Source organism: Streptomyces curacoi (assembly GCF_001513975.1).
Classification (GTDB): domain Bacteria; phylum Actinomycetota; class Actinomycetes; order Streptomycetales; family Streptomycetaceae; genus Streptomyces; species Streptomyces curacoi.
Window position 1 is genome coordinate 412,935 of sequence record NZ_KQ947987.1, and the last position, 23,985, is coordinate 436,919.

The following is a 23,985-nucleotide window of genomic DNA, read 5'->3' on the forward strand; positions in this document are numbered from 1 at the left end:
CGCATCCTGAGGAGGAAGACGTGACTGGCGTGGACGCATTGGAGGAGCTTCGGCAGCTGATGCCGCCCGGGGCCTCCAGCAACGCATCGGTCGACTGGGCTCGGATGCGTGAGTCGTGGGGCAAGGATTTCCCCTCCGACTACCGGCAGTTCCTCGACCTGTACGGGTTCGGAGGGATCCAGAACTACCTCTCGGTGCTGCAACCCGAGCCAAAAGGGGTGGAGTCGAAAACCTCCGACATGCGCAATGAGACCGAGATGGCCGAGGACGCCTGGTCATTGGTGCGGAAATCTCCTGAACTGGCGGAAGCCAGCCCTGTGCTGATCGCCTGGGGAGGAGACGCGAGCGCCGACCTTCTGTGCTGGGACGCCTCGGATGAGGACCCGGACAGATGGCCCGTCCTGGTGTACAAAAGGGGCGAAGGCCTGTGGCGTCGTTACGACTGTGGAATGGTGCAGTTCCTTGTGCGCGTTCTGCGGGCGGAATTCGACGAATGCCCCCTCGGTGATCTCTCCCTCTGGGGACGGGGGTCAGCGACTTTCCTGAACCGGCGTGAGCAACAGCGCCTGTGGAAAGAGGGCATCGACCCGTGGACGGGCGAGCCGGACCCGTTCGCTGGAATGTTCGGCGACTGACAGAGAGGAAAGTCCCTGCCCACCTCGCGTTCACATGAGTGACAGCGACAGGTGAGCCGGGACCATCACGCGGCGAGGCTCCTGGCCGACGTGCCCGTGTTCATCACACGGTGCCACGGCTCAGGAGCCTCGTCTGCGTTCTCGCTCCATGCCGCCACTCCGCAGGGCCGGCAGAGACTGCAGGACGCCGGCGCGGCGATCGGCGACCTGATGCCGTCCGCGGAGGACACGGCCTCGTCCGGCTCGTCGATCGGTCACCGGAGCAGCGGTCTCCCTGTTCGTCCGGCGCTTCCAGGGCCTGACGGCGGCACAGGGGTCGGAGGACAACTCTCGGCAGCGCAAGCTGATCGACGGCGTGGGGGGGAGGAGCCGCCCGCAGAACGCGCAGGAGGAACTGCACCTGATTGCCCGTGAGCGCTCACGCCGCCCGCGCCTGCGCGCGCGCCGTCGGGAACCCCTCCGTGCGGACGACCCGCCGCTCGGCGTCCACCGCGAAGACCTCGCAGCCCTCCCGCGCGGCGGCCCACTCGACGCCCTCCGCGCCCATGGCGAAGGCGGCGGTCGCCACGGTGTCCGCCAGGGTCAGCGAGGACGCCACCACCGTGAGGGACAGCAGACCCGTCGCCGGACGCCCGGTGCGGCCGTCGATGATGTGGTCGCCGCGCTCGTAGCGGGCGGACGTCGCGATCGCCCCGTCGGTGAGCTCGGCCACCGTGCACACTTTGTCGGCCTGCTCGGGGTGCCGTACCCCCACCCGCCAGGGCCCGCCGGAGGCGACCACGTCGCCCCCGGCGTTGAGCACGAAGCGCCGCGCTCCCGCCGCCGTCAGCAGCTCGGCGGCCCGCTGCACGGACCAGCCCTTCACCACCGCGCACGGATCGAGCGCCCGCCCCGGCAGCCGTACGTCGAAGGCGCCGCCGGTGGCGAGCCGGTACTCCTCGCACAGCCCCAGCACCTCGTCGAGGTCCGCGCTGACGTCCGCCCGCGCGATCTCGCCCCGGTCCAGCCGGCAGACCTCGCTGTCGGCCCTGAAGGGGCTGAACCGGGTGTCGACCTCGCGCAGCCATGCGAACACCGCGTCGGCGGTCTCCTCGCCGATGTGCTCGTCGTCGACCCGCAGCGAGACCGGGAACCCCATCACCTGCTCGACGCGGTGCACGTCAGGCGCCCTTCGCGTCGATGGCGGCCTGGAGGGACTCCTTGTAGCCCGCACTGGTGATTGTCGCGCCCGACACCGAGTCGATGTCCGCGCTCTGCGCCTGCAGGGTTTCCGTGATCAGCTTCGGTACCGCCGCCGTGGTCTGCGGGTGGTTCGGCTGCTGGAGCATCTTCACGGCCGTGATCTTGTCGCCCTCGAAGGACACCTGGACCTGCACGGGGCCCTTGTCGGTGGTGACCGTCGAGCCGTCGACCGTCCGCGTCTGTGCGGCGGCGGACGCCGAGGGCGAGGGCGCGGCGGCGGACGAGGACGCCGACTTGGCGTTCGCGTCGATGGCGGCCTGGAGGGACTCCTTGTAGCCCGCACTGGTGATCGTCGCGCCCGACACCGAGTCGATGTCCGCGCTCTGCGCCTGCAGGGTCTCCGTGATCAGCTTCGGTACCGCCGCCGTGGTCTGCGGGTGGTTCGGCTGCTGGAGCATCTTCACCGCGGTGATCCTGGTGCCCTGGAAGGTCACCTGGACCTGCACGGGACCCTTGTCGGTCTGCACGGTCGAGCCCTTGACGACCGTGCTGCCCGACCCCTGCGCGGCGGAGGACGACGCCGAGGGCGTCGAGGCCGGCGCGGCGGCCTCCGTGGTGGCGGTGCCGAGGGACGGCTCGTAGCGCCAGACCGGGATCAGGCCCGCGACGCTCAGGACCAGGACAGGTATTGCTCGCTTCACGATGTCTTCCTCGTCCTTCTCATCCCGCCAGGCTGAAACGCTCGAAGTGGACCTGCTGCTTGGGCACGCCCAGCTCGCGCAGGCTGCCGATGACCGCGTTCATCATGGGCGGCGGACCGCACAGGAAGACGTCCCGGTCGGTGATGTCCGGCACCAGCCTCGACAGCTCGGCCGGGGCCAGCCGGTCGGGCACCGGCGGGCCGGTCACCAGGTGCAGCTCGGCGCCCTTGGCGTGGGCGAGTTCCACCAGCTCGCCGTAGAGGACCGCGTCCCGGTCCGTGGCCACCCGGTAGATCACGACCGCGTGGCCGTGCAGCTCCTCCAGCAGCGCCCGGATGGGGGTGACGCCGACGCCGCCGGCGATGAGCACGGCCTCCGGCCGGGTGCGGTGCATCGTGGTGAAGGCACCGTAGGGGCCCTCGGCGAAGACACGCGTGCCGACCTTCATGTGCCGCAGGGCAGCCGAGCCGTCACCGGCCGCCTTGGCGGTGAGCCGCAGGGTGCGGCCGTCGGGGGCGGCGGACAGCGAGAAGGGGTTGGCCTGCCACCAGCGGTCCTTCGTGAGGAACCGCCACAGGAAGAACTGGCCGGCCCGCGCGGGCAGCCTGTCCAGGTCGCGGCCGGTGACGTAGACCGACACCACGTTGTCGGACTCGGGGACGACCGCCGAGACGCGCAGCTGATGGCGCCAGTTCCGCCACAGCGGCAGGACCAGGCGGCCGACGAGCACCGCGCCGAGGGCCACGCCCCAGACGGCCGACCAGTACGTCCTGGCGGCGGAGGACGAGGCGAAGGACGTACCGACCGCGACCTGGTGCGTGAACGCCAGGACCACCGCGACGTAGGTGTACAGGTGGATGAAGTGCCAGGTCTCGTACGCCAGCCGGCGCCGCGCGAACCGGGCCGACACCACGCCGATCACGATGATGATCCCCAGCGCGACGACGGCACGCAGCACGCCCTCGACCGTCTCGGCGAGGTCGATCAGCTGGTTCACCGGGTCAAGGGAGGACGACTGGGCGTAGCCGAAGGTGATGAACACGGCGTGGGCGAGCAGGGCCCACAGGACGCTGAAGCCGGTCCAGCGGTGCCAGGAGGTCAGCCGGTCCATGCCGATACGGCGGTCCAGCCACGGCAGCCGGGCCACCAGCAGCAGCTGGAACGCCATGAGCAGCGCGCCGAACAGACCGGTCAGCCGGCCGAGCACGATGAGCGTGTTCGAGGCGAAGCCGGCGGCGAAGAAGAAGTAGAGCACCACGGCCACGTTCGCGGCCAGCACGGCGTACAGGCCCGTGCGGGCGACCACCCTGGGGCGTATCGCCGTGGGGGGCGCGGGGGGCGATTGGACGGGTGTCGTCACGGGCGGCAGCTCCTTGATCTCGTCTGTGGTTACCGAGCTTGTCCGCAGGGAGCTGTCGAGAAGCTGTCGTACTTCTTTCAACTCTTTATCGATGTGGCGGCGGCGCCCGCCCCGCCCCCGAGGACCGGTGCCGGGTGCCGCACTATGAACGGGTGGAGAAAGTACGCCTGCTGGTCGTGGACGACGACCCGCCCATCGCCGACCTCGTCGCGACCGTCGCCCGCTACGAGGGCTGGGAGGCGGTCACCGCGAACTCCGGCGAGGAGGCGCTGCGGCTGGCCGCCGAGTTCCACCCGGACATCGTGGTGCTGGACCTGATGCTGCCCGACGTGGACGGCTTCGGCGTCCTGGACCGGCTGCGCCGCGCCGGGACGATGGTGCCCGTGGTGTTCCTGACCGCCCGCGACGGGGTGGCCGACCGGGTGGCCGGGCTGACCCGGGGCGGCGACGACTACCTGGTCAAGCCGTTCGCGGTGGAGGAGCTGATGGCCCGGCTGCGGACCGTGCTGCGGCGCAGCGCCGGGCCCGGCTTCCAGCGCTCGGTGCTGCGGGTGGGCGACCTGATGATGGACGAGGACACCCGTGAGGTGCGCCGCGGCGACCGGCTGCTCACGCTCACGCCGACCGAGTACGAGGTGCTGCGCTATCTGATGCGCAAGTCGCCGACCGTGCTGACCAAGGCGCAGATCCTCGACCATGTGTGGGAGTACGGCTTCGGCGGCCGCTCCAACGTCGTCGAGCTGGTCGTCAGCCGGCTGCGCCGCAAGCTCGACGACACCGGAGCGCCGCTGATCCACACCGTGCGGGGCTTCGGGTACGTGATCCGGCAGGCGGCCGAGTGATCGGGCGGCTGCGGCGGACGTACGGCAGGCTCCGGCTGGGCACCCGGCTCGCGCTGGGGCTGGGCGCGCTGGCGCTGGTGGTGTTCGCCGTCGTCGGCACCGCCCTGACGACGTACATGCGGGACTACCTGTCGAACCAGCTCGACCAGCAGCTGGCGCAGGCGCAGATCGCCCAGTCCAAGAGCATCGCGGACTACGGCACGCTGTCCGGCAAGAAGTACTACAGCTGGTTCTACGCCGTGTACGACGTGTCGGACGGCACGGCCGAGCTGCGCAGGCCCGAGGATCCCGCCGACCTGCCGAAGGACGTCGACGACTTCACCGACCTGGCCCGGGCGCAGACCGTGGCGCACACGGAGATCCTGCGCACCGAGCACCTCAAGGAGGCGGGCCGGTACCGGCTGCGTGCCTGTGAGGTCGAGCCCGGTGTGGTGCTGGTCAGCGCGGCGCCCATGGAGGAGATCGAGGACACCGTCAGCCAGCTGATCACCATCCAGGTGGTCACCTTCGTGCTCGCGCTGCTGGCCCTCGTCGTGTTCGGGCGGGCGATGCTGCGGCGCGGCCTGCAACCGCTCAGCGACATGGCGCACACCGCCCGCGGCATCACCTCGCACGACCTGACGGACTCGGCCCGGCTGCCGGTGCGGCACGCCCGGCGCGGCGGCGGGCCCGAGGTCGAGGAGCTGCGCACCGCGTTCAACACCATGCTGGAGCACATCGACGACTCCCTCGCGGTCCGCGCGGAGGCGGAGCAACGTCTGCGCCGTTTCGTGGCGGACGCCTCGCACGAGCTCCGCACCCCACTGATGTCGGTGCGCGGCTATGCGGACCTGTTCCAGTACGCGGCCGCCAACGCCCCCGAGGAGCGGGACAGGCACCTGGCGCGGCTGCGCGCGGAGGCGGCCCGGATGGGCTTCCTGCTCGACGACCTGCTGCTGCTCGCCCGGCTGGACGCGGCGGAGGTGGAGACGCCGCTGCGCCCGCAGGAGGCGGACCTGGTGGAGCTGGTCGAGCAGGCGGCGGACGCGTTCCGGGTCACCCACGCCGACCACCCGCTGACGGTCGCTCCCGGCCCGGGCTCCCTGAAGCTGCGCCTGGACCCCCAGCGCATCCGTCAGGTCCTGGACAACCTGCTCACCAACGCGGCGATGCACACCCCGGCCGGTACGGAGGTGTCCGTGGCGGTGTCGGTGACGGACGGCGCGGCACAGGTCCGGATCGCCGACGCCGGCCCCGGCATCCCGCCCGCCGACCGGGAACGGGTCTTCGACCGCTTCTACCGGGTCGACAAGGCCCGCAGCCGCGACCGCGGCGGCAGCGGCCTGGGGCTGGCGGTGGCGCAGTCACTGGTCCGGGCGCACGGCGGCCGGATCGACCTGAGCAGCGAGCCGGGGGCGACGGTGTTCACGGTGACGGTCCCGGCGGCGGTGGCAGGTCTTACGGACCCGTGACGTCAGGGGCGTGGGGCGGTCGCACCCGCGGGTCGCCGCCCTACGTTGAGCCCATGCGCGTATTGGTCACCGGCGGTGCCGGATTCATCGGGTCCCAGGTCGTCGAGGCGCTCGCCGCGCACGGCCACGACCCCGTCGTGTACGACGTCCGTACCGACCCCGAAGCGGACGTGCGCAACCCCTACGCCGTCAGCCGCGCCCTGGCCGGCGTCGACGCCGTCTGCCACCAGGCCGCGATGGTCGGCCTCGGCGCCGGGTTCTCCGACGCGGCGGAGTACGTCTCCCGCAACGACCTCGGTACGGCCGTGCTGCTCACCGCCATGGCCGACGCGGGCGTACGGCGGCTGGTGCTCGCCGGGTCGATGGTGGTGTACGGGGAGGGGCGGTACGAGTGCGAGCGGCACGGCGTGGTGCGGCCGGGCCCGCGTGCCGTCGCCGCCCTCGAAGCCGGCCGTTTCGAGCCGCCGTGCCCGGTGTGCGGCGCCGACCTGTCGCCCGGGCTGGTCGGGGAGGACGCCCCCGTCGATCCGCGCAACGTGTACGCGACGACCAAACTCGCCCAGGAGCATCTGGCGGCCGCGTGGGCGCGCGCGACGGGCGGCACGGCGGTGTCGCTGCGGTACCACAACGTCTACGGCCCCGGCATGCCCCGTGACACCCCCTACGCCGGGGTCGCCTCCTACTTCCGCTCGGCCCTCGCACGCGGCGCGGCGCCGCGGGTCTTCGAGGACGGCGGCCAGCGGCGGGACTTCGTCCATGTACGGGACGTGGCCGCCGCCAACGTGACCGCGCTGGAGGCGGGTCCGGCGGCCCTCGCGGAGGGTGCGCTCACCACGTACAACACCGGCAGCGGCGACCCGCGCACCGTCGGCGAGATGGCGCGCACGCTCGCGGCGGCGTACGGCGGGCCCGAGCCGGTGGTGACCGGGGAGTACCGGCTGGGCGACGTACGGCACATCACGGCGGACTCCTCCCGGCTGCGGGCGGAGTTGGGGTGGAAGCCCGGGACGGGCTTCGCGGAGGGGATGCGGGAGTTCGCCGAAGCGGGCATGCGGGGGGCGTAGCCCGCCTGGAGCCGGTGGTGCTGCCTGCCTTCAGGGAGCGGCGGTGGGCAGTACCACCTCGAAGCGGCAGCCGCCGGGGACGTTGCGTACGGAGGCCCGGCTCCGGTGGGGGTGTCCGGGCCTGTGAACCGTGGAGGGATGCGGGAGTTCTACGCAGCCGGCGCGCGGGAGGGGGCGTGGCCCGCCTGGGACCGGTGGTGCTGCCTGCCTTCAGGGAGCGGCGGTGGGCAGCACCACCTCGAAGCGGCAGCCGCCGGGGACGTTGCGTACGGAGGCCCGGCTCCGGTGGGGGCGTCCGGGCCTGTGAACCGTGGAGGGATGCGGGAGTTCTGCGCAGCCGGCGCGCGGGAGGGGGCGTGGCCCGCCTGGGACCGGTGGTGCTGCCTGCCTTCAGGGAGCGGCGGTGGGCAGTACCACCTCGAAGCGGCAGCCGCCGGGGACGTTGCGTACGGAGGCCCGTCCGTCGTGGGCCTCCACGATGCCCCGCACGATGGCGAGGCCGAGCCCGGCGCCGGCGGGCGGGGTCCGGGCGTGTGAGCCGCGCCAGCCGGTGTCGAAGACGCGCGGCAGGTCTTCCTCGGGGATGCCGCCGCAGCCGTCCGTGACGGACAGGACGACGCCCTCGGGCGAGCGCTCGGCGGCGATGGCGACGGTGCCGTCGGCCGGTGTCCGGCGGATCGCGTTCACCAGCAGATTGCCCAGCACCCGGCTCATCTCCTTGCCGTCCACCTCCACCGGCACCGGTACGACGCGCTCGCCGACCAGCCGTACGCCGCGCTCGCGCGCCAGCGGGTCGGCGCCCGCGAGCGCGTCGCCGACGAGGTCGTACAGGGAGATACGGCTCGGGCTCAGCGCCAGCGTCCCGGCGTGGATGCGGGACAGTTCGAAGAGGTCGCCCACCATGCCGTTGAGGCGCTCGACCTCCATCCGGATCTGCCTGAGGTAGCGGTCGGGGTCGGCCGCCACCCCGTCCTCCAGGGCCTCCGCCATCGCGCGCAGGCCGGCCAGCGGGGTGCGCAGGTCGTGGGAGATCCAGGCGACGAGCTCCCGCCGGGAGGACTCCAGGGCGCGTTCCCGCTGCCGGGACTCGGCGAGCTTTGCGCTGGTGGCCTCCAACTCCCGGCTCAGCGCGGCGAGTTCGGCGGTGGCGGGCCCGTCGGGCGAGGTGAAGTCGCCGCCGTCGCCGAAGGAGCGGGCGGCGAGGGCGAGGGCGTGGCTGCGGGCGGCGACCCAGCGGCCGAGCAGCAGGGCGGTGGCCAGGGAGACCACGGCGGCCATGGCGACGACGGTCGTGACGACGGTCAGGTCGTGCCCGGACAGGAACATCGCCTGAGCGACGGCGAGGGTGCCCGCGAGCATGGCGGTGATGCCGACGCCCGCGACCACGGCGAGGTGCGCGATCAGCGAGCGGCGCCGGATCAGCAGCAGCACGCACGCGCCGAGGACTCCCGCCGCGGCGGCGCCGAGGAAGGCGAAGAGGGCGATGAGGAGGGTGTCGCGCACGGTTACACCTCCCTGTCCCGGGCACCGGTCGCGTCGAACCGGTAACCGACGCCCCACACGGTCTGGATGAGCCGGGGCCGGGCGGGGTCGTCCTCCACCTTGCCGCGCAGTCGGCGGACATGGACGGTGACGGTCGACAGATCGCCGAAGTCCCAGCCCCACACCTCGCGCATCAGGTCCTCGCGGCTGTAGACCCGGCCGGGGTGGCGCAGGAAGAACGCGAGGAGGTCGAACTCGCGGATGGTGAGGGCGAGTTCGGTGCCGTCCTTCACGGCACGGCGGGCCGCGGGGTCGACCGTGAGCCCGCCCGCGCCGAGGGTTCCGGTGGGCGCCGGCGCGGGGCGGGTGCGACGCAGCACCGACTCGACGCGGAGGACGAGTTCGCGGGGACTGAAGGGCTTGGTGACGTAGTCGTCGGCGCCGACCTCCAGGCCGAGGATGCGGTCGTCCTCGTCGCCGCGCGCGGTGAGCATGATGACCGGCACGGGTCCCTGGCCGCGCATCCGGCGGCACACCTCCAGGCCGTCCATGCCGGGCAGCATCAGGTCCAGGACGACGAGGTCGGGCCAGTGCGCGGCGGCCCGGTCGAGGGCGTCGGGGCCGTCGCCCGCGCGGTCCACGAGGTATCCCGCGCGGTCCAGGTATCCGGAGACGATCTCGGCGACGGTGGGGTCGTCGTCGACGACCAGGACCCGGGCGCGGGCCTGCGGGTACGGCTGTTGCTGCTCCATGCCGCCAGCGTCGCACTCCGCGCGCGCGTGCGCCGCCGTCGGCGCCCGACGTCCCTGTTTCGTAAGGAGCCGTAGTCCGTTATGCCCTTTTCATGCTCGTAGGGTGAAAGCCGTGACGACCCCTTCGGCAACACCAAGAGAACCCGGAGCGGCGTCCGTGGACGTCGTACTGCCCTGCCTCGACGAAGCCGACGCGCTGCCCTGGGTCCTGGAACGCATTCCGCCCGGCTGGCGCGCGCTCGTCGTGGACAACGGCTCCACGGACGGCTCGGCCCGCATCGCCCACGCGCTCGGGGCGACCGTCGTGCACGAGGAGCGGCGCGGATTCGGCGCCGCCTGTCACGCGGGGCTGACCGCAGCCACGGCCGACATCGTCTGCTTCTGCGACTGTGACGCCTCGCTCGACCCCGGCGACCTGGTGCCCTTCGTCCGGCGGATCGCGGCGGACGAAGCCGACCTGGTCCTCGGCCGACGGCGCCCGCAGACGCGCGGGGCCTGGCCCCCGCACGCCCGTGCCGGCAACCTCGCCCTCACCCGGCTCCTCCGCCGCCGCACCGGCCTGCGCCTGCGCGACCTGGGGCCCCTGCGTGCCGCCCGCCGGGACGAACTGCTCGCCCTCGCCCTGACGGACCGCCGCAGCGGCTATCCCCTCCAGATGGTCGTCCGGGCCGCCGACGCCGGTTGGCGGATCACCGAGTACGACGTGCCGTACCGCCCGCGCACGGGTGCGTCGAAGGTGACGGGAACCTGGCGGGGGACGTGGCAGGCGGTACGGGACATGAGCCGCGTGCTGGCGGAAGACGGCGGCACGTCCGGGCCGGTCACGCGCGAAGAGCCCGCTGATCGTCTCCACGTGCGGAAGGGGACCCGTCCGTGACCGCGCTTCTCGTCATCGCCGAGCAGGCCCGGCCGGGGTGGGTGAAGACCGGGTGGGCGGCGCCCTTCACGCCGGAGGGGGCGGCCCTCGTGGACATGCCGGGGGCCGTGGTGCGGACGCCCGCGCGGTGTGGGGTGTCGGCGCAGGACGGTGGCGTTGCCGGGGCCGGTGGCGGGCCGGTCGCGCGCGTGGCGTCCGAGCCCGGGCCCGAATCCGGGCCAGCTGATCATCTCCACGTGCGGAAGGGGACCCGTCCGTGACCACGCTTCTCGTCATCGCCAAGGAGCCTCGGCCGGGGCGGGTGAAGACCAGGCTGACGCCGCCCTTCACGCCCGAGCAGGCGGCCGTGCTCGCGGAGGCGGCCCTCGCGGACACGCTGGACGCCGTCGCGCGGACGCCCGCGCGGCGTCGGGTGCTGGTGCTGGACGGGGCGCCGGGCCCCTGGCTGCCGCCCGGCTTCGAGGTCGTACCGCAGTGCGCGGGCGGTCTCGACGAGCGGCTGGCCGAGGCCTTCGCGGGCTGTGACGGCCCGGCCCTGCTGGTCGGCATGGACACCCCGCAGGTGACGCCGGAGCTGCTGACCGTGGACTGGGCCGACTGCGACGCGTACTTCGGCCCGGCCGAGGACGGCGGCTTCTGGGCACTGGGCCTCGCCGAACCGGATCCGGCGCGGTTGCGCGGCGTACCGATGTCGACGCCGCACACCGGGGCCGTCCAGCGGGCGCGGCTCGGCGGCCTGAGGGTGCGTGACCTGCCGCTCCTGCGGGACGTCGACACGGCGTACGACGCCGACCTGGTCGCAGAGGCGGCACCGGGCGGACACTTCGCGGCGGCGCTGGCGTGCCTCTCCCCGGCGGTGGAGCGATGAGCACCGCGAGCATTCCCGTGCAGACCGGGAGAGGGCGCGCGGCCGAGGACCGCCCCTGGTCCGCCGACCCCTATGCGCACGCCCTGAGCAACGGCCGGGGCCCCCTCTTCCTGCGCCGCACGGACGGCTGGCTGCTGCCGTTGGACGTGGAGCGCTGGTGCGCGGACGCCGACGCGGCGGATCTGGAGGTGCTGCGGCGCTGTGAGGGCGCGGTGCTGGATGTCGGGTGCGGGCCCGGGAGGCTGGTGGCGGCGTTGGGCCGGCAGGGGCGGCGGGTGCTCGGTATCGACGTCAGCGAGGCCGCCGTCGCGCGCACCGTACGGCGCCTGGGCTCTTCCCCGCCCGCGGCGGGCCGGGAGGCCGGGGACGGCCCGGTGCTGCTCCGCTCCGTCTTCGAGCCGCTTCCCGACGAAGGGCGCTGGGGCACCGCCCTGCTCTTCGACGGCAACATCGGCATCGGCGGCGACCCGCGGGCCCTGCTCGACCGCATGGCCCAACTCCTCTCCCCGCACGGGCTGTTGATCGCCGAGACCGTGCCGGACCTGGACCTGGACGAGCGGGTCCAGGTCCAGGTCACCGACGCCCGGGGCGCCCTTGGCCACCCCTTCCGCTGGGCCCGGCTGGGTACCCCCGCCCTGCTGCGGCACGCGGAGCGCGCCGGCTGGTGCGCCGTCGACGAGTGGGCGGTCGGCGGCCGTTCCTTCGTCGCGTTACGCCGCCGGGACCTGACGGGGCATGCCCGGCGGTTCGAGTCCCCGCGACACGGCACGTCTAGACTCGACCCGCAACGGCCTGTGCGACCGGCCGGAACGGAACGGGCAGTTTCCGCCAACCCCGAAGGACATTCGGCGTTTTGATACGGATAGATTCAGTCACCAAGCGATACCCGGACGGCACGGTGGCGGTCGACCGGCTCTCGTTGGAGATACCCGACCGCTCGATCACCGTTCTCGTGGGGCCCTCGGGGTGCGGCAAGACGACCACGCTGCGGATGATCAACCGGATGGTCGAGCCCAGCGAGGGCACCATCCTCCTCGACGGCGCGGACATCCAGCAGCAGCCCGTCAACACCCTGCGCCGGTCCATGGGTTACGTCATCCAGAACGCCGGTCTCTTCCAGCACCGCACGATCCTCGACAACATCGCCACCGTGCCCCGCCTGCTCGGCTGGGGCAAGGAGAAGTCCCGGGCGCGGGCACGGGAGTTGATGGAGCGGGTCGGGCTCGACGGCTCGCTCGCCAAGCGGTACCCGTACCAGCTCTCCGGCGGCCAGCAGCAGCGCGTCGGCGTGGCGCGGGCGCTCGCGGCGGATCCGCCGGTGCTGCTGATGGACGAGCCGTTCTCGGCCGTCGACCCCGTCGTGCGCAAGGGACTGCAGGACGAACTCCTCAGGATCCAGGACGAGTTGGGCAAGACGATCGTCTTCGTCACCCACGACATCGACGAGGCCGTCAAACTCGGCACCATGGTCGCCGTGATGCGCACCGGCGGCCACCTCGCCCAGTTCGCCCCGCCCGCCGAGCTGCTGTCCCACCCCGCCGACGCGTTCGTGGAGGACTTCCTCGGCGCCGACCGCGGCATCCGGCGGCTGTCCTTCTTCCCCTCCGCGGGCCTGCGGCTGCAGACCGCCCCGATCGTCGCCGTGGACGCCACCGCCGAGCAGATCGCCGCCCACGACACGGCGGACGCCCCCTATCTGCTGGTCACCGACCCGAACGGCAGGCCCCTCGGCTGGAGCGAGCCGCGGGACCTCACCGCCGGGCAGATCGAGACCGGGCGACTGCTGCCGTACGGGCGCCCGTTCATGGCCGGCACCGACTCGCTGCGGGCCGCCCTCGACTGCGCCGTGCTCTCGCCCACCGGGTGGGCCGTCGCCGTGGACGCCGAGGGCCGGGCCACCGGGGTCGTCTCGCAGCAGGCCATCGGCGAGGCGATCCGCGGCGCGCACGCGGAGCGACGTACGGACGACACGGCCCAGAAGGTCGCGCCGTGACCGAACTCTTCGACATGCCCAGCGACCTCCAGCACAGCTACCTCGGCCTGGTCGCACTGCACCTGCGCGAGGCGCTGATCCCGGTCCTGGCCGGGCTGCTCGTCGCACTGCCCGTCGCCCAGCTGTGCGTGCGGGTGCGCTGGCTGTACCCGCCCCTGCTGTGGGTGACGACCGTGCTGTACGCCATTCCCTCGCTCGCCTTCTTCGTCGTCCTCATCGACTACACCGGCCTGAGCGAGACCACGGTGATGATCCCGCTGGCCGTCTACAGCCTGGTGGTGCTGGTCCCGGCGATCGTCGACGGTGTGCGGTCGGTGCCGCAGGAGACGCTGGCCGCCGCCACCGCCATGGGGTTCGGGCCGCTGCGGCGCTATGTCCAGGTGCAGTTGCCGATCGCGGCGCCCGCGATCATCGCCGGGCTGCGGGTGGCGTCCGTGTCGAGCATCTCCCTCGTCAGCGTCGGCATGCTGATCGGCAACGAGGGAGCCCTCGGCAACCTCCTCAACAGCGGCCTGAGCTACAACCAGCCACGCCTGGTGTGGCTCTCCGTGGTGGGCACGGCCGTCCTCGCCGTGCTCGTCGACGCCCTGCTGGTCGTCCTCCGTCTGCTGGTGACCCCCTGGATGCCGCGCGGCAACCGGAAGAACACGCGCACGCGCGCGGTGAAGGAGGCCGCGCGGTGAACGTACTGAACTACATCGGCGCCTTCTTCGACGACAGCGCCCACTGGCAGGGCTACGACGGCATCCCGACACGCTTCGCCGAACACCTCCAGTACACGCTGACGGCCCTCGGTATCGCCGCCGCCGTCGGACTGCCCATCGGCCTGCTCACGGGTCACACCGGGCGCGGCGGCAACGCCCTCGCGATGATCGCCACCGCCGCCCGGGCGCTGCCCAGCTTCGGTCTGATGGTGCTGCTGTTCATCCTGCTCGGCCTGGGCATGACCCCCGTGATGGTCCCTCTGGTGGTGCTCGCGATCCCGCCCATCCTGGTCACCACCTACGAGGCGATGCGCTCCGTCGACCCCGCGCCGGTGGACGCCGCTCGCGGTATGGGCATGGCCGAGACCCAGATCCTGTTCCGGGTCGAACTGCCCATGGCCCTCCCGCTGATCCTCAGCGGCCTGCGCTCGGCGGCCATCCAGATCGTCTCGACGGCCACCATCGCCGCGTACGTCAGCTTCGGCGGCCTCGGCCGCTACATCATCGACGGCCTCTACCAGCGCGACTACGAGAAGGTGGTGGGCGGCGCCACCCTCGTCGCCGGCCTGGCACTGGCGACCCTGGCGGTGTTCTGGCTGCTGGGACGCCTCGCGGTGTCACCCGGGGTGCGCCGGCGGGTCTAGGTGTGCTGTCCGGACAGCACACCTAGGGCCTGTCTGACAAATCCCCGCCTGCCCCGCGGCGTCTGGCACGCACGCTCGCCGCGTTGCCGAACCGCCCACGTGGCTCCGCCACGAGGGCGCTCCGGCGCCTTGCGATCGCACGCACCAGACGCCGCGGGGCCCGCCCTTCGGGCGGACGACGGGGATTTGTCAGACAGGCCCTAGCGCGGCTCGGACGGCCGTACGGCGACCGCGTCGACCTCGAAGAGCATGCCCGGCAGTGCGAGCGAGGCGACTCCGCTCAGCGTCTGGGCGGGCAGCCGGTCCCCGAAGCGGGCGTGCAGCGCCTTGCCGAGGGTTTCCAGCTTGCCGGGGTCGTGGTCGACGATGAACGTGCCGAGCCGGACCACGTTCTCGTAGCCGAGGCCGATGCCCTCCAGAGCCGAGCGCAGCCGGTCGAAGGCCAGCTCCACCTGGGCCGCGAAGTCACCGGGCACCGGTGCGCCGGTCGCGTCGGAGGCGTACTGGCCGCCGATGAAGACGAGTTCGCCGGGTGCCGACACGGCGTGGCTGTAGCCGAACGGCGTCGGGTCGTGCAGGGTGGCCGGGTTGGTGATCGTGCGCTGGTCAAGGCTCATGGAACGTGCCAACACCCTTGCACGCGCGGTCATTCCGCGGCCGTGGTCACCCCTGCGTGCGCGCCAGTGCCAGTTCCAGTACGACCAGCAGAGCGTCCCGCACCGAGCCGCGTTCGCGGGCGTCGAAGACGACGAGCGGGACGCCGTCGGATACGTCGAGTGCCCAGCGGACCTCCTCCAGAGTGTGCTCGACGTGGCCGTCGAAGGCGTTGACGGCGACCGCGAAGGGGATGCCCTTGTGCTCGAAGTAGTCGACGGCGGCGTAGCAGTCGTCGAGGCGGCGGGTGTCCACGATGACGAGCGCGCCGATCGCGCCCTCGACGATGTCGTCCCACATGAAGCCGAACCGCTCCTGGCCGGGCGTGCCGAACAGATACAGCTTCAGGGTGGGGTCGATGGTGATGCAGCCGAAGTCCATGGCCACCGTGGTCGTGGTCTTGCGCGGGGTGTGCGTGAGGTCGTCCACGCCCGCCGCGACCTCCGTGATGGCGGCCTCGGTGGTCAGCGGCTCGATCTCCGAGATCGAACCCACGGCGGTGGTCTTGCCCACGCCGAAGCCGCCCGAGATCACCAGCTTGACCGGCAGCGGCGGTCGTACGGCGGCCGTCCGCGCGGCCGGAGAGCCGGTGGCCGGTTCAGTCGCTGTCACGGAGTACCCCTCGTGCGTCGGGGATGGCGCGCAGGCCGTCGATGACCCTGCGCAGAACGGATGCGTCGTGGACGACGCCGGAGTCGGGCACATGCACCGTCAACTGCCCCGCGGCACGCAGGTCCTCGGCGAGGACGCGCACCACGTTGAGGTGCAGCCGCAGCCGGGCCGCGATCTCCGCGATGGACTGCGGCAGCCGGCACACGGCGACGATGTCGTGCTGCTCGAAGGCCAGCCGGTCGAGCGCGTCGAGCCCCTCGGCGGTGGCCACCACCTGGGTCTCGACGGGCATCGACCGGCCGCTCGCGCCGGCCGCCACCCGCCCGGCGGTGACCAGGAACGGCCGCACGGCGGAAGCGGGGCCGACCGGGGCCGGCCCGTCCGGGTCCGGTGGTGGGGTGCCGTCCGCCATGGGGTTGTCCGTCCTCCTCGACCGGGTGCCGGTGCGCGGTGCGGTCAGCGGGCCTTCGCGGCGCCGACGCTGTTCTTCAGCTCCAGCACGAGCTGCGGGCTGAGGGCGGCGCCGGCGCGGTTGGCGAACACGGTCATCTCGTAGGCGATGTTGCCCAGCTTGGCCTCCTTGTCGGTGACCACGCCGAGCACGGCGCCGCTGCCGATCGTGGAGACGAGGACATGGCCGCCCTCCAGATCGATGATGACCTTGTTGAGGCCGCCGAGGCCGTAGTTGCCGGAGGCACCGGCAGCCAGGCTGGTGATGCCGGAGACGATCGCGGCGAGCCGCTCGGAGTCGGCGTGCTCACGCAGCTCGGACACGGCGATGAGCAGCCCGTCGGACGAGACGGCGATGGCGTCCACGACGCCGGCCGTCTCGGTCGCGAAGCGGTTCAGCAGCCAGGTGAAGTCGGCTGCGGCGGCCTGCAGTTCGGCCGGCGTGGCGCCTTCCGCCGGGTTTCCACCTGTCGACGTGCTCACTGCTGCGCTCCTTCCGGGAGGTCTTTCTGGTCCTGCACATGGGGGGTCGGGGGTGTGACTGGGGCGGGGTGTTCCGCGGCGGCGCCGCGTCGGCTGTCGCGGTGCGCGCGCTCCACGGCGGCCTCGAACTCCTCGATCGAGGCCCGTACGGCCTCCGCGTCGACGGGTCTTGCGACCTGCCGCGGCGCCGCCTGTCCCTCGGCGGCGTCGGCGGTCGTCCGCAGGGTCGCACCGCGGACGCGGCGACGCAGCGGGCGGGCGGTGGCGGCCTCGCCCCGGGCGGACTCGCCGTCGGCTGGGCGAGCCGTCGGCTGGGCGCCGGGCCGGGCGGTGGCGGCGGACGGATCCGGCTGGTCGGCCCGGGCGTGGTCGGCGGATGCCGCCGTACCGTCGCCGGGCGGGGGCCGGTCGTCCACTGCCGCAGGCTCCTCGGCGCGGGCCTCGGGGACGAAGGGCGTCCCGTCCGGCTGGGACCCGCGTCCCGGGACCCGACGGGGGAGAGGCCGCGGCCCCTCGGTGTCCGCATGGTCGGCCGCCCGTACGGCATCCGCCGACTCGGCGGGCGACGGCACCGGGCCGGTGGCCGAAGGCGCAGGCGCGGCCTCGTCCGCCCGCGGGCCGCCGCCGGTCGCCGCCGCTGCGGCCAGGGCCGTCGATCCCGTCGTGCTCCCCGTCACCAGCAGCGCCGACGGCACCGTCACCTCGGCCGTCACGCCACCGCCCGGCGTACGGGACAGGGTGACCGCGGTCTCCATGCGGCGCGCCAGGGTGCCGACCACGAACAGGCCCAGGAACTTCGTCGGTACGAGGTCCAGCCGCTCGCGGCGGATCAGCCGGGCGTTCTCCTCGTCGAGGCGTTCGGGGCTCATGCCCAGGCCGTGGTCGGCGATGACGACCACCGCGCCGCCGTGCTCGCCGTTCGCCACGGTCACCTCGACCGGGCTGTCCTCCGGCGAGAAGGACACCGCGTTCTCCAGGAGTTCGGCCACCAGCAGCGTGAGGTCGCCGATGACCTCCGGCTCCACCATGGCCTCGGTCCGCGCGCGCAGCTCCACCCGCTGGTAGCCCTCGATCTGGCCGAGCGCGGCGCGTACGACGTTGATGAGCGCGGTGGGGCCGGCGTCCAGGTCCGCCTCGTGGATGCCGGCGAGGAGCATCAGGCTGTCGGCGTTGCGGCGCAGCCGGACCGCGATGTGGTCGATGGAGTAGAGGCGCTCCAGGAGCGCGGGGTCGGTCTCGCCCCGTTCCACCGCGTCGATCAAGGCGAGCTGACGCGTCGTCAGATTGCTGACCCGGCGGCCCACGTTGCCGAACATCTCGGCGACGTTGCGCCGGCTGAGCACCTGCCGTTCCAGCAGCGCGGCCGCCATGGTCTGCACCTGGTTGAACGTACCGGCGAGTTCGCCGATCTCGTCGCGCGCCGTGACCGGCACCTCCCGCAGCCGCGGCGGACCGTCGTCCTCGGCGTCGTCGTCGGCCACCCGGGCCAGCTCGCGCTCGGCGACATCGGCGACCTGCCGCGCGGCCTCCGTGAGGGCCTGCACGGGGCGGACCACCGAGCGGCGGACCAGCATCGCGAGGACCAGCCAGACGGCGAGGCCGAGCAGGGCCAGCCCGAGCAGCAGGAACGCGCGCCACGCCGCCTCCTCGGAGGCGCTGTCCGCCCGGTCGGCGATCTGCCCGATGAGCGAGGTGGTGATCGCCAGCCGGGTCTCGGCCTGGTCCCGGTAGGCGGCGTAGGAGTCGAGCGCCGCGGCGAGCGACCTGCGGACCTCGGCGGGCGAGTCGGCCTGCACGGAGCCGGGGTCGGCCTGCAGATCGGCGAACTGGCGGCTGATGACGGTCTGCGCGGCGGTGTACTTGATCCCGTTGAGCTGCGCGGTCTGTGCCTCGGTGGCGAACCGGGCGAAGCGGTCGGCCTGACGGACGTACTCGTCGTAGGAGCCGATCGCGCCGATGAACTCCAGGAGTGCGTTGGAGTCACCGGTCGACGCGGAGAACACGCCGGTCTCGAAGGCGCTGTGGGCGGCGGCCGCGCGCAGCAGCGAGTCGAGGCGGTTGCCGGTGAAGGTGGTCGCGAGATCGGGGTTGCGGTCCAGGCCCAGGCCGTCGATGAGCTGCTGGGAGGCGTGGGTGTAGGCGGGGTCGATGTTGGCGGCGGGCAGATACCCCTGCTCGACGGTGTCCCGCAGGCTGCTCAGGCCCTCCACTCCCCGCAGGGCCTGCGCCTCGGTCTCGGGCAGCCGGTCCCCGAAGGCGTCGCGCACCCGCTCGATCTGCGTGTCCACGCGGGACTGCGCGGTGCGGTAGGCGGCGGGGGAGGGCGTGCCGTCCTGGGCGGCCTCGTGCCGTACGGAGAGCAGGACGGCCTGCTGGTGTTCGGCGGCCAGCCGGTCGACGAGCGTGGCGACCTCGGCGCTCTCCCGCACCAGCCGGGCGGCGTCCGCCGCGGTCCGCGACTGCGCGGTCTGGTCGGCGATGAGGTAGGCGAGCAGGACCGCGACCGCGGTCAGCGGCACACCGACCAGAAGGTTGAGCTTCCGCCTGAAGGGCCAGCGATCGGCGAAACCGCGCAGACGACGCGGGCGGGGCGCGCCCACCTCGTTCGTGGACACCGAGCTGCCTCCTTCATGGCGTCACACGGTGCGCAAAGGCCGCACGTGACCGTTGTCGTTCCAGTACGGATCGGCTTTGTCCGGGGCGGCCATCGCCCCCTGATCGCCGTGACCGGAACTGTACGGCAAGAATTGGTCGAAACACCCCCCGCCCCCGGCCGTCCCGCCGTACAGCTGCTCACAAGTCGCCATCGCTCGACCTCCAACAGTCGCCAGACTGCCCTTGACTGATGGAGAAGGGGCTGGATTGGATCGGTGCAGAACTTACGCCGCTTTCTCCAACCCCTGAACCCGGAACGGAAATCGTGACTTTCACCGCCGCACGCAGCAGGTCCCTCAGGAACCATCCCGGCGCGGCCGCCGTCGCGCTCGCCGCCACGGCGGCGCTGCTGGCGGGATGTGCCTCCTCCGACGACAAGTCCGACCCCCTCGCCGGGGACAAGCCGAGCGGCGACACCGTAGTCGTCGGCTCGAACAACTTCCCCGAGAGCACCCTGCTCGCCGACATCTACGGTGAGGCCCTGAAGGCCAAGGGCATCGAGGTCACCTACAAGCCCAACATCGGCAGCCGCGAGGTGACCTACGGCCAGGTCAAGAACGGCTCCATCACCGTCCTGCCGGAGTACAACGGCTCGCTGCTGTCCTACCTCGACCCCAAGGCGGAGCAGAAGTCGGCCGAGGCCGTGAACGCCGCGGTGAAGACCGAGCTGGACCCGAAGCTGACCCTGCTGGAGTCCTCGCCGGCCGAGGACAAGGACTCCGTCGCCCTCAACGCCGAGACGGCGAAGAAGTACGCCCTGACCTCCGAGTCCAGCCTTGAGGACCTCAAGGACATCGCCCCCGATCTGGTGATCGGCGGTTCGCCCGAGTTCCAGGCCCGGCACCAGGGCCTGAAGGGCCTGGAGTCCGAGTACGGCCTGAAGTTCCAGTCGTTCAAGGCGCTGGACGCGGGCGGCCCGCTGACCCGGGCGGCGCTGGCGAAGAACACCGTGCAGGCCGCGGACGTCTTCACCACGGACCCGACCATCACCAAGGAGGGCTTCGTCGTCCTGCAGGACCCGAAGAACCTCTTCGGGTACGCCAACGTGACCCCGCTGGTTCACAAGAGCGGCCTGTCCCAGGAGGGCGTCGACGCGCTCAACGCGGTCTCGGCCAAGCTGGACACCAAGACGCTCCTCGACCTGGACTCCCAGGTGCAGCTGGAGAACAAGGACCCGCTCGACGTGGCCAAGGCCTGGCTGAAGTCGGCCGGCCTGGACTGACGTCCCGCACGGCGGGGTTCGTGGCCGGTACGCCGCCACGGCCCCGCCGTACGGCTGCCGCGGGGCCGCTCAGTAGCCGACCTGGAAGGTGGCGTCCTGCCGGTCGGTGGCCGTGGAGATCGGGTCGATGCGCAGGGCGTAGTCGGCGTGCCTGATGTAGCGCGTCGGGTTGTTGTACGAACGGAACGACGCCCAGGAGGCGTCGGCCAGCCCGGCCGTCCGGTAGAAGGTGGCGTCCGCGGCGAACGTCGAGGTGCCGTCGTTCTCGTCGAGGCGCAGGGCGTAGCTGTAGTGCCGCAGATAGCGGCTCGGGTAGTTGACCGACTGGAACGAGACGCCGGAGGAGTCGGCGAGGCCCGGCACCAGCTTCCACTGGGAGTCGGGGTACGGGTCGAAGGGATACGCCTCGATCCGGCCGAGGAAGCCGCTGTGCCGGACGTAACGCGCCGGGCAGTTGTACGACTTGAGCCGGTTCCAGGCGGGCGCGCCCCAGCGGGCGACCAGGTTGTTGTACTGGGTCTGGGTGATCGGCTGGATGCCGCAGTGCTTGGAGTTGAGCGGCTGGGTGTACAGGCGCTGGTCGAGTGGCGTCCAGGTGCCGGAGGCGAGGTCGGTCGACTGCCAGGCGTAGAAGACGCCGTTGGGTGTGTAGGTGTCGCCCCACAGGTACCAGGTGTTGGAGGCCAGGGACTTCACCACCGTCGGGGCCTCGGTGCCGCCGTGGGAGACGGCGGTGCTGAAGGCGGTGAAGCTGCCGGGGTTCAGCGAGGTGGACCGGGCCCCCACCAGCGTCTGGTTCCTCTTGAAGTAGAGGTAGTTGACGCCGTTCACGCCGACGGTGAGGTTGCCGTCGATGACGTCGTAGCCCGGGTCGAAGAAGACCTGCGGGTTGCTGGTGGTCCGGAAGTCGGTCGTGTAGCTGACCATGATCACGTTGTGGCCGCTGCTGTTCACCGACGAGTAGAGGATGCCGTACTGCCCGCGCCCGGCGTCCCAGTAGGCCTCCGGTGCCCAGCTGTGGGTGCCCGTCATGTCGTGCAGCTTCAGCAGCCGGTAACCGGTGAAGGAGCGCAGGTCGACCGAGTCCCAGACATGGATGTAGACGCTGTTGCGGTTCCAGTCGGTGCCCTTGAGGTCGGTCGCCAGCACGACGAACGTGCCGTCCTGCTTGCGCAGGACGAACGGGTCGCGCAGGCCTCCCGCGCCCAGGGTCGGTGTGACCACCGGGTTGTTCTGGTTCAGCGGCATCCAGCGCAGACCGTCGGTGCTGACGGCGAGGTGCAGGCCGTAATCGGCTTCGAGCATGGTCGTGGACTCGGTGAAGTACGCCATGACGTACGCCGAGTCGGCGGCGTGGGCGGTTCCCGCGCCGAGGGCCAGGGCGCCGGTGGCGGCGAGCGGGACCGTCGCGGCCATGCCGAGGAAGTGTCTGCGGGAGGGGTGGGTCATGGGCTCTCCTGGGGGGGTGCGAGGCCTGCCGATGTGGTCGAGATATCGAACGAGGTTCGGTGAATCGACCAGAAGGTAGAAGAGGGTTGAGGACGCGTCAATCACACGGCCGGTCTTGGCGGATTCCCGCCACTCCGGGCACGTGCCCCTGGTCAGCTCGCCTTGCGGGCGTCGGCGATCAACTGGTCGATCAGGGCGATGAGCACGTCCCGGCACGAGTCGCGCTCCCGCGCGTCGCACAGCAGCACACGGACGTGCTCGGGGAGCGCGAGGGCCTCCCGGATCTCCTCGGCCGGATAGGGGTGTTCGCCGTGGAAGCCGTTGACACCGACGACGAAGGGGATGTTCCGGCGCTCGAAGAAGTCGATCGCCGCGAAACTGGACTCCGGCCGGCGGACGTCCACCAGGACGACGGCGCCCAGCGCGCCGATCGCCAGGTCGTTCCACATGAACCAGAACCGCTGCTGCCCGGGCGTACCGAACAGATACAGCACCAGCTCCCGGCTGATGGAGATCCGGCCGAAGTCCAGGGCCACGGTGGTGGCCCGCTTCTCCTCGATGCCGTCGAGGTCGTCGATGCCCAGGCCCGCCGAGGTCAGCGGCTCCTCGGTGCGCAGCGGGGCGATCTCGCTGACCGACCCGACCATGGTGGTCTTGCCGACCCCGAAGCCGCCGGCGATGAGGATCTTGACCGTGTCGGGCGGTGCGACCGCCGTCGCGGTGGTGTCAGAGCCGGCCAAGGCCGTCCCTCACTTTCTGCAGCAGGTCCAGGTCCGGGGTGCGGGGGGTGACGGGATGCGGCGGGTGCACGGTGATCAGGCCCGCCTCCAGCAGATCGCAGAGCATGATGGCGACCACGCTCACCGGCAGGTCGAGATGGGCCGCGAGCTCCGCGACCGCGATCGGCCGGGCGCAGCGCCGCAGGATCCGCGCCTGCTCGGGCTGCGGACGCGGTGCCCGCTCCGGCGGCGGATCCACCGCCGTCACCGTCGTGATCAGCGTGAAGTCGGTGCGGCTGGGCCGGGTCCGGCCGCCGGTCAGCGTGAAGGGACGTACCAGCCGGCCCGCCGTATCGTCTCCGCCCACCTCACACGCCCGGGCCGACATGGGCCCGCGGTGCCGCCGACAGATGCTCGCCGATCTTCTTCACCAGCATGTTCATCTGGTACGCCACCACACCGACGTCCGCGCCCTGGTTGGTGAGCACCACGAGGTGGGCCCCGGGCCCGGCGGAGGTGAGGATCAGATAGCTGTGGGCCATCTCGATCAGCGCCTGGCGCACCGGGCCGCCCCGGAAGTCCATGCTGACGCCCTTGCTGAGGCTCATCAGGCCCGAGGCGGTCGCCGCCAGCCGCTCGGCGTCGTCGCGCAGGAAGCCGGTGGACTTGCTGACCACCAGCCCGTCCTCGGAGAGCACGACGGCGTGGTTGACGTCGGCGACCCGCTCCACGAGTCCGGTGAGCAACTGGTCGAGCCGGGTGTCCGTGGCGGGGGTGGGGCGTGTCATAACGATGTCCTTCATGAGCGGTCGGCGGACGGAGTGGAGGACTTGGGGGAGAAGGCGGCGGCATCGGCCGAGTGCGACTCCTCGCGGGCGCCGCCGTCAGGCACCCCGAGCACGACCGGCACCGGCTCGTCCGGCACCTCGGACGCCGAGCTCGGCGTCCCGTCGGCGGTGTCACCGTCGGCTCGGGGCGTGTCGCGCTGGAGTCGGGCGGGGGTGGTGGGGTCGGTGGGTCCGAGTGCGCTCGGGGTCTGGTCGCCGTTGTCGTCGTCGGTCTGGAAGGTGTCGCGCTGGAGTCGGGCGTGGGTGGTCGGGTCCCGGTGGTCGGCGGGGCCGAGTGCGCTCGGGGTGTCGTCGCCGTTGTCGCCGTCGGCCTGGAGACTGCCGCGCTGGAGTCGGGC

25 protein-coding genes and 1 pseudogene are annotated in these 23,985 nt (G+C 72.1%); 11 read left to right on the forward strand and 15 right to left on the reverse strand.

The genetic code is table 11. The annotated features are described in order from the left end of the window. The first annotated feature begins 20 nt into the window (after positions 1–20). Positions 21–635 (forward strand): SMI1/KNR4 family protein, encoded by a 615-nt coding sequence (locus AQI70_RS15260; protein WP_062149223.1) that lies wholly within the window; start codon positions 21–23, stop codon positions 633–635. A 418-nt stretch (positions 636–1,053) separates the two neighbouring features. On the opposite strand, the gene AQI70_RS15265 is transcribed toward AQI70_RS15260, so the two are convergent. From AQI70_RS15265 to AQI70_RS15275, 3 genes are read right to left on the reverse strand one after another with little or no spacing between them, the layout of a single operon-like run. Beyond that, on the reverse strand, positions 1,054–1,773 hold the full coding sequence (locus AQI70_RS15265) for an FAD:protein FMN transferase (RefSeq protein ID WP_062150070.1): 720 nt from the start codon (positions 1,771–1,773) through the stop codon (positions 1,054–1,056). Positions 1,774–1,795: 22 nt separating this feature from the next. Further along, positions 1,796–2,518, reverse strand: coding sequence for an FMN-binding protein (locus AQI70_RS15270; RefSeq protein WP_062149227.1), 723 nt, complete (start codon positions 2,516–2,518; stop codon positions 1,796–1,798). Positions 2,519–2,537: 19 nt separating this feature from the next. After that, the gene (locus tag AQI70_RS15275) at positions 2,538–3,824 is read right to left on the reverse strand and encodes a ferredoxin reductase family protein (protein WP_062149230.1); all 1,287 of its coding nucleotides are present in this window, start codon (positions 3,822–3,824) and stop codon (positions 2,538–2,540) included. Between the two features lie 206 nt (positions 3,825–4,030). On the opposite strand from AQI70_RS15275, the gene AQI70_RS15280 reads away from it, so the two are divergent. From AQI70_RS15280 to AQI70_RS15290, 3 genes are read left to right on the forward strand one after another with little or no spacing between them, the layout of a single operon-like run. Beyond that, positions 4,031–4,720, forward strand: a complete 690-nt coding sequence (locus AQI70_RS15280; RefSeq protein ID WP_003996968.1) for a response regulator transcription factor — start codon at positions 4,031–4,033, stop codon at positions 4,718–4,720. Continuing rightward, on the forward strand, positions 4,717–6,171 hold the full coding sequence (locus AQI70_RS15285; RefSeq protein ID WP_062149233.1) for a sensor histidine kinase: 1,455 nt from the start codon (positions 4,717–4,719) through the stop codon (positions 6,169–6,171). The genes AQI70_RS15280 and AQI70_RS15285 overlap by 4 nt, the downstream gene beginning before the upstream one ends. A 53-nt stretch (positions 6,172–6,224) precedes the next feature. Continuing rightward, on the forward strand, positions 6,225–7,235 hold the full coding sequence (locus AQI70_RS15290) for an NAD-dependent epimerase/dehydratase family protein (RefSeq protein WP_062149236.1): 1,011 nt from the start codon (positions 6,225–6,227) through the stop codon (positions 7,233–7,235). Positions 7,236–7,625: 390 nt separating this feature from the next. Here the strand turns inward: AQI70_RS15290 and AQI70_RS15295 are convergent, their stop codons facing one another. Together AQI70_RS15295 and AQI70_RS15300 are read right to left on the reverse strand one after the other, a co-directional pair. Further along, entirely contained in the window at positions 7,626–8,738 is a 1,113-nt protein-coding gene (locus tag AQI70_RS15295) for a sensor histidine kinase (protein ID WP_062149240.1), read from the reverse strand. 2 nt (positions 8,739–8,740) lie between these two features. Next, entirely contained in the window at positions 8,741–9,469 is a 729-nt protein-coding gene (locus tag AQI70_RS15300) for a response regulator transcription factor (protein WP_062149243.1), read from the reverse strand. 103 nt (positions 9,470–9,572) lie between these two features. Here AQI70_RS15300 and AQI70_RS15305 point away from each other — a divergent pair, with 103 nt between their 5' ends. The 6 genes from AQI70_RS15305 (at position 9,573) to AQI70_RS15335 (ending at position 14,555) form a co-directional block, all read left to right on the forward strand. After that, positions 9,573–10,346, forward strand: coding sequence for a glycosyltransferase family 2 protein (locus tag AQI70_RS15305; RefSeq protein WP_063801592.1), 774 nt, complete (start codon positions 9,573–9,575; stop codon positions 10,344–10,346). A 256-nt stretch (positions 10,347–10,602) separates the two neighbouring features. Next, entirely contained in the window at positions 10,603–11,214 is a 612-nt protein-coding gene (locus tag AQI70_RS15315) for a TIGR04282 family arsenosugar biosynthesis glycosyltransferase (protein ID WP_062149251.1), read from the forward strand. Further along, positions 11,211–12,071 carry a class I SAM-dependent methyltransferase gene (locus AQI70_RS15320; RefSeq protein WP_062149254.1) on the forward strand — a complete coding sequence of 287 codons (861 nt, stop codon included), beginning with the start codon at positions 11,211–11,213 and terminating at the stop codon, positions 12,069–12,071. The genes AQI70_RS15315 and AQI70_RS15320 overlap by 4 nt, the downstream gene beginning before the upstream one ends. Continuing rightward, on the forward strand, positions 12,068–13,207 hold the full coding sequence (locus AQI70_RS15325) for an ABC transporter ATP-binding protein (protein ID WP_062149257.1): 1,140 nt from the start codon (positions 12,068–12,070) through the stop codon (positions 13,205–13,207). Before AQI70_RS15320 ends, AQI70_RS15325 begins: the two co-directional genes overlap by 4 nt. Then, on the forward strand, positions 13,204–13,890 hold the full coding sequence (locus AQI70_RS15330; protein WP_062149260.1) for an ABC transporter permease: 687 nt from the start codon (positions 13,204–13,206) through the stop codon (positions 13,888–13,890). Before AQI70_RS15325 ends, AQI70_RS15330 begins: the two co-directional genes overlap by 4 nt. Beyond that, positions 13,887–14,555, forward strand: coding sequence for an ABC transporter permease (locus tag AQI70_RS15335; protein ID WP_062149264.1), 669 nt, complete (start codon positions 13,887–13,889; stop codon positions 14,553–14,555). The genes AQI70_RS15330 and AQI70_RS15335 overlap by 4 nt, the downstream gene beginning before the upstream one ends. Positions 14,556–14,755: 200 nt before the next feature. Here the strand turns inward: AQI70_RS15335 and AQI70_RS15340 are convergent, their stop codons facing one another. Genes AQI70_RS15340 through AQI70_RS15360 form a run of 5 tightly spaced genes read right to left on the reverse strand, consistent with a single transcriptional unit; the run spans position 14,756 to position 19,369 of the window. Next, positions 14,756–15,172, reverse strand: a complete 417-nt coding sequence (locus AQI70_RS15340; protein ID WP_062149267.1) for a RidA family protein — start codon at positions 15,170–15,172, stop codon at positions 14,756–14,758. Between the two features lie 46 nt (positions 15,173–15,218). After that, entirely contained in the window at positions 15,219–15,821 is a 603-nt protein-coding gene (locus tag AQI70_RS15345) for a GTP-binding protein (protein WP_062149271.1), read from the reverse strand. After that, positions 15,808–16,233 (reverse strand): DUF742 domain-containing protein, encoded by a 426-nt coding sequence (locus AQI70_RS15350; RefSeq protein ID WP_062149274.1) that lies wholly within the window; start codon positions 16,231–16,233, stop codon positions 15,808–15,810. The genes AQI70_RS15345 and AQI70_RS15350 overlap by 14 nt, the downstream gene beginning before the upstream one ends. A 44-nt stretch (positions 16,234–16,277) precedes the next feature. Then, the gene (locus AQI70_RS15355) at positions 16,278–16,754 is read right to left on the reverse strand and encodes a roadblock/LC7 domain-containing protein (RefSeq protein ID WP_003996953.1); all 477 of its coding nucleotides are present in this window, start codon (positions 16,752–16,754) and stop codon (positions 16,278–16,280) included. After that, complete coding sequence (locus tag AQI70_RS15360) at positions 16,751–19,369, reverse strand: ATP-binding protein (protein WP_062149277.1); 2,619 nt, start codon at positions 19,367–19,369, stop codon at positions 16,751–16,753. Before AQI70_RS15360 ends, AQI70_RS15355 begins: the two co-directional genes overlap by 4 nt. 305 nt (positions 19,370–19,674) lie before the next feature. Here AQI70_RS15360 and AQI70_RS15365 point away from each other — a divergent pair, with 305 nt between their 5' ends. Continuing rightward, complete coding sequence (locus AQI70_RS15365) at positions 19,675–20,631, forward strand: ABC transporter substrate-binding protein (protein ID WP_062149280.1); 957 nt, start codon at positions 19,675–19,677, stop codon at positions 20,629–20,631. 69 nt (positions 20,632–20,700) lie between these two features. Here AQI70_RS15365 and AQI70_RS15370 read toward each other — a convergent pair whose 3' ends face one another. From AQI70_RS15370 to AQI70_RS39155, 5 genes and pseudogenes are all read right to left on the reverse strand, one after another. Further along, on the reverse strand, positions 20,701–22,080 hold the full coding sequence (locus AQI70_RS15370; RefSeq protein WP_062149283.1) for a glycoside hydrolase family 43 protein: 1,380 nt from the start codon (positions 22,078–22,080) through the stop codon (positions 20,701–20,703). A 152-nt stretch (positions 22,081–22,232) separates the two neighbouring features. Beyond that, positions 22,233–22,820 (reverse strand): GTP-binding protein, encoded by a 588-nt coding sequence (locus AQI70_RS15375; RefSeq protein ID WP_003996949.1) that lies wholly within the window; start codon positions 22,818–22,820, stop codon positions 22,233–22,235. After that, complete coding sequence (locus AQI70_RS15380) at positions 22,807–23,187, reverse strand: DUF742 domain-containing protein (protein ID WP_208607368.1); 381 nt, start codon at positions 23,185–23,187, stop codon at positions 22,807–22,809. Before AQI70_RS15380 ends, AQI70_RS15375 begins: the two co-directional genes overlap by 14 nt. Then, positions 23,168–23,587 (reverse strand): roadblock/LC7 domain-containing protein, encoded by a 420-nt coding sequence (locus tag AQI70_RS15385; RefSeq protein WP_062150073.1) that lies wholly within the window; start codon positions 23,585–23,587, stop codon positions 23,168–23,170. The genes AQI70_RS15380 and AQI70_RS15385 overlap by 20 nt, the downstream gene beginning before the upstream one ends. 11 nt (positions 23,588–23,598) lie before the next feature. Then, a pseudogene (locus AQI70_RS39155) lies at positions 23,599–23,985 on the reverse strand (histidine kinase); the annotation flags it as partial.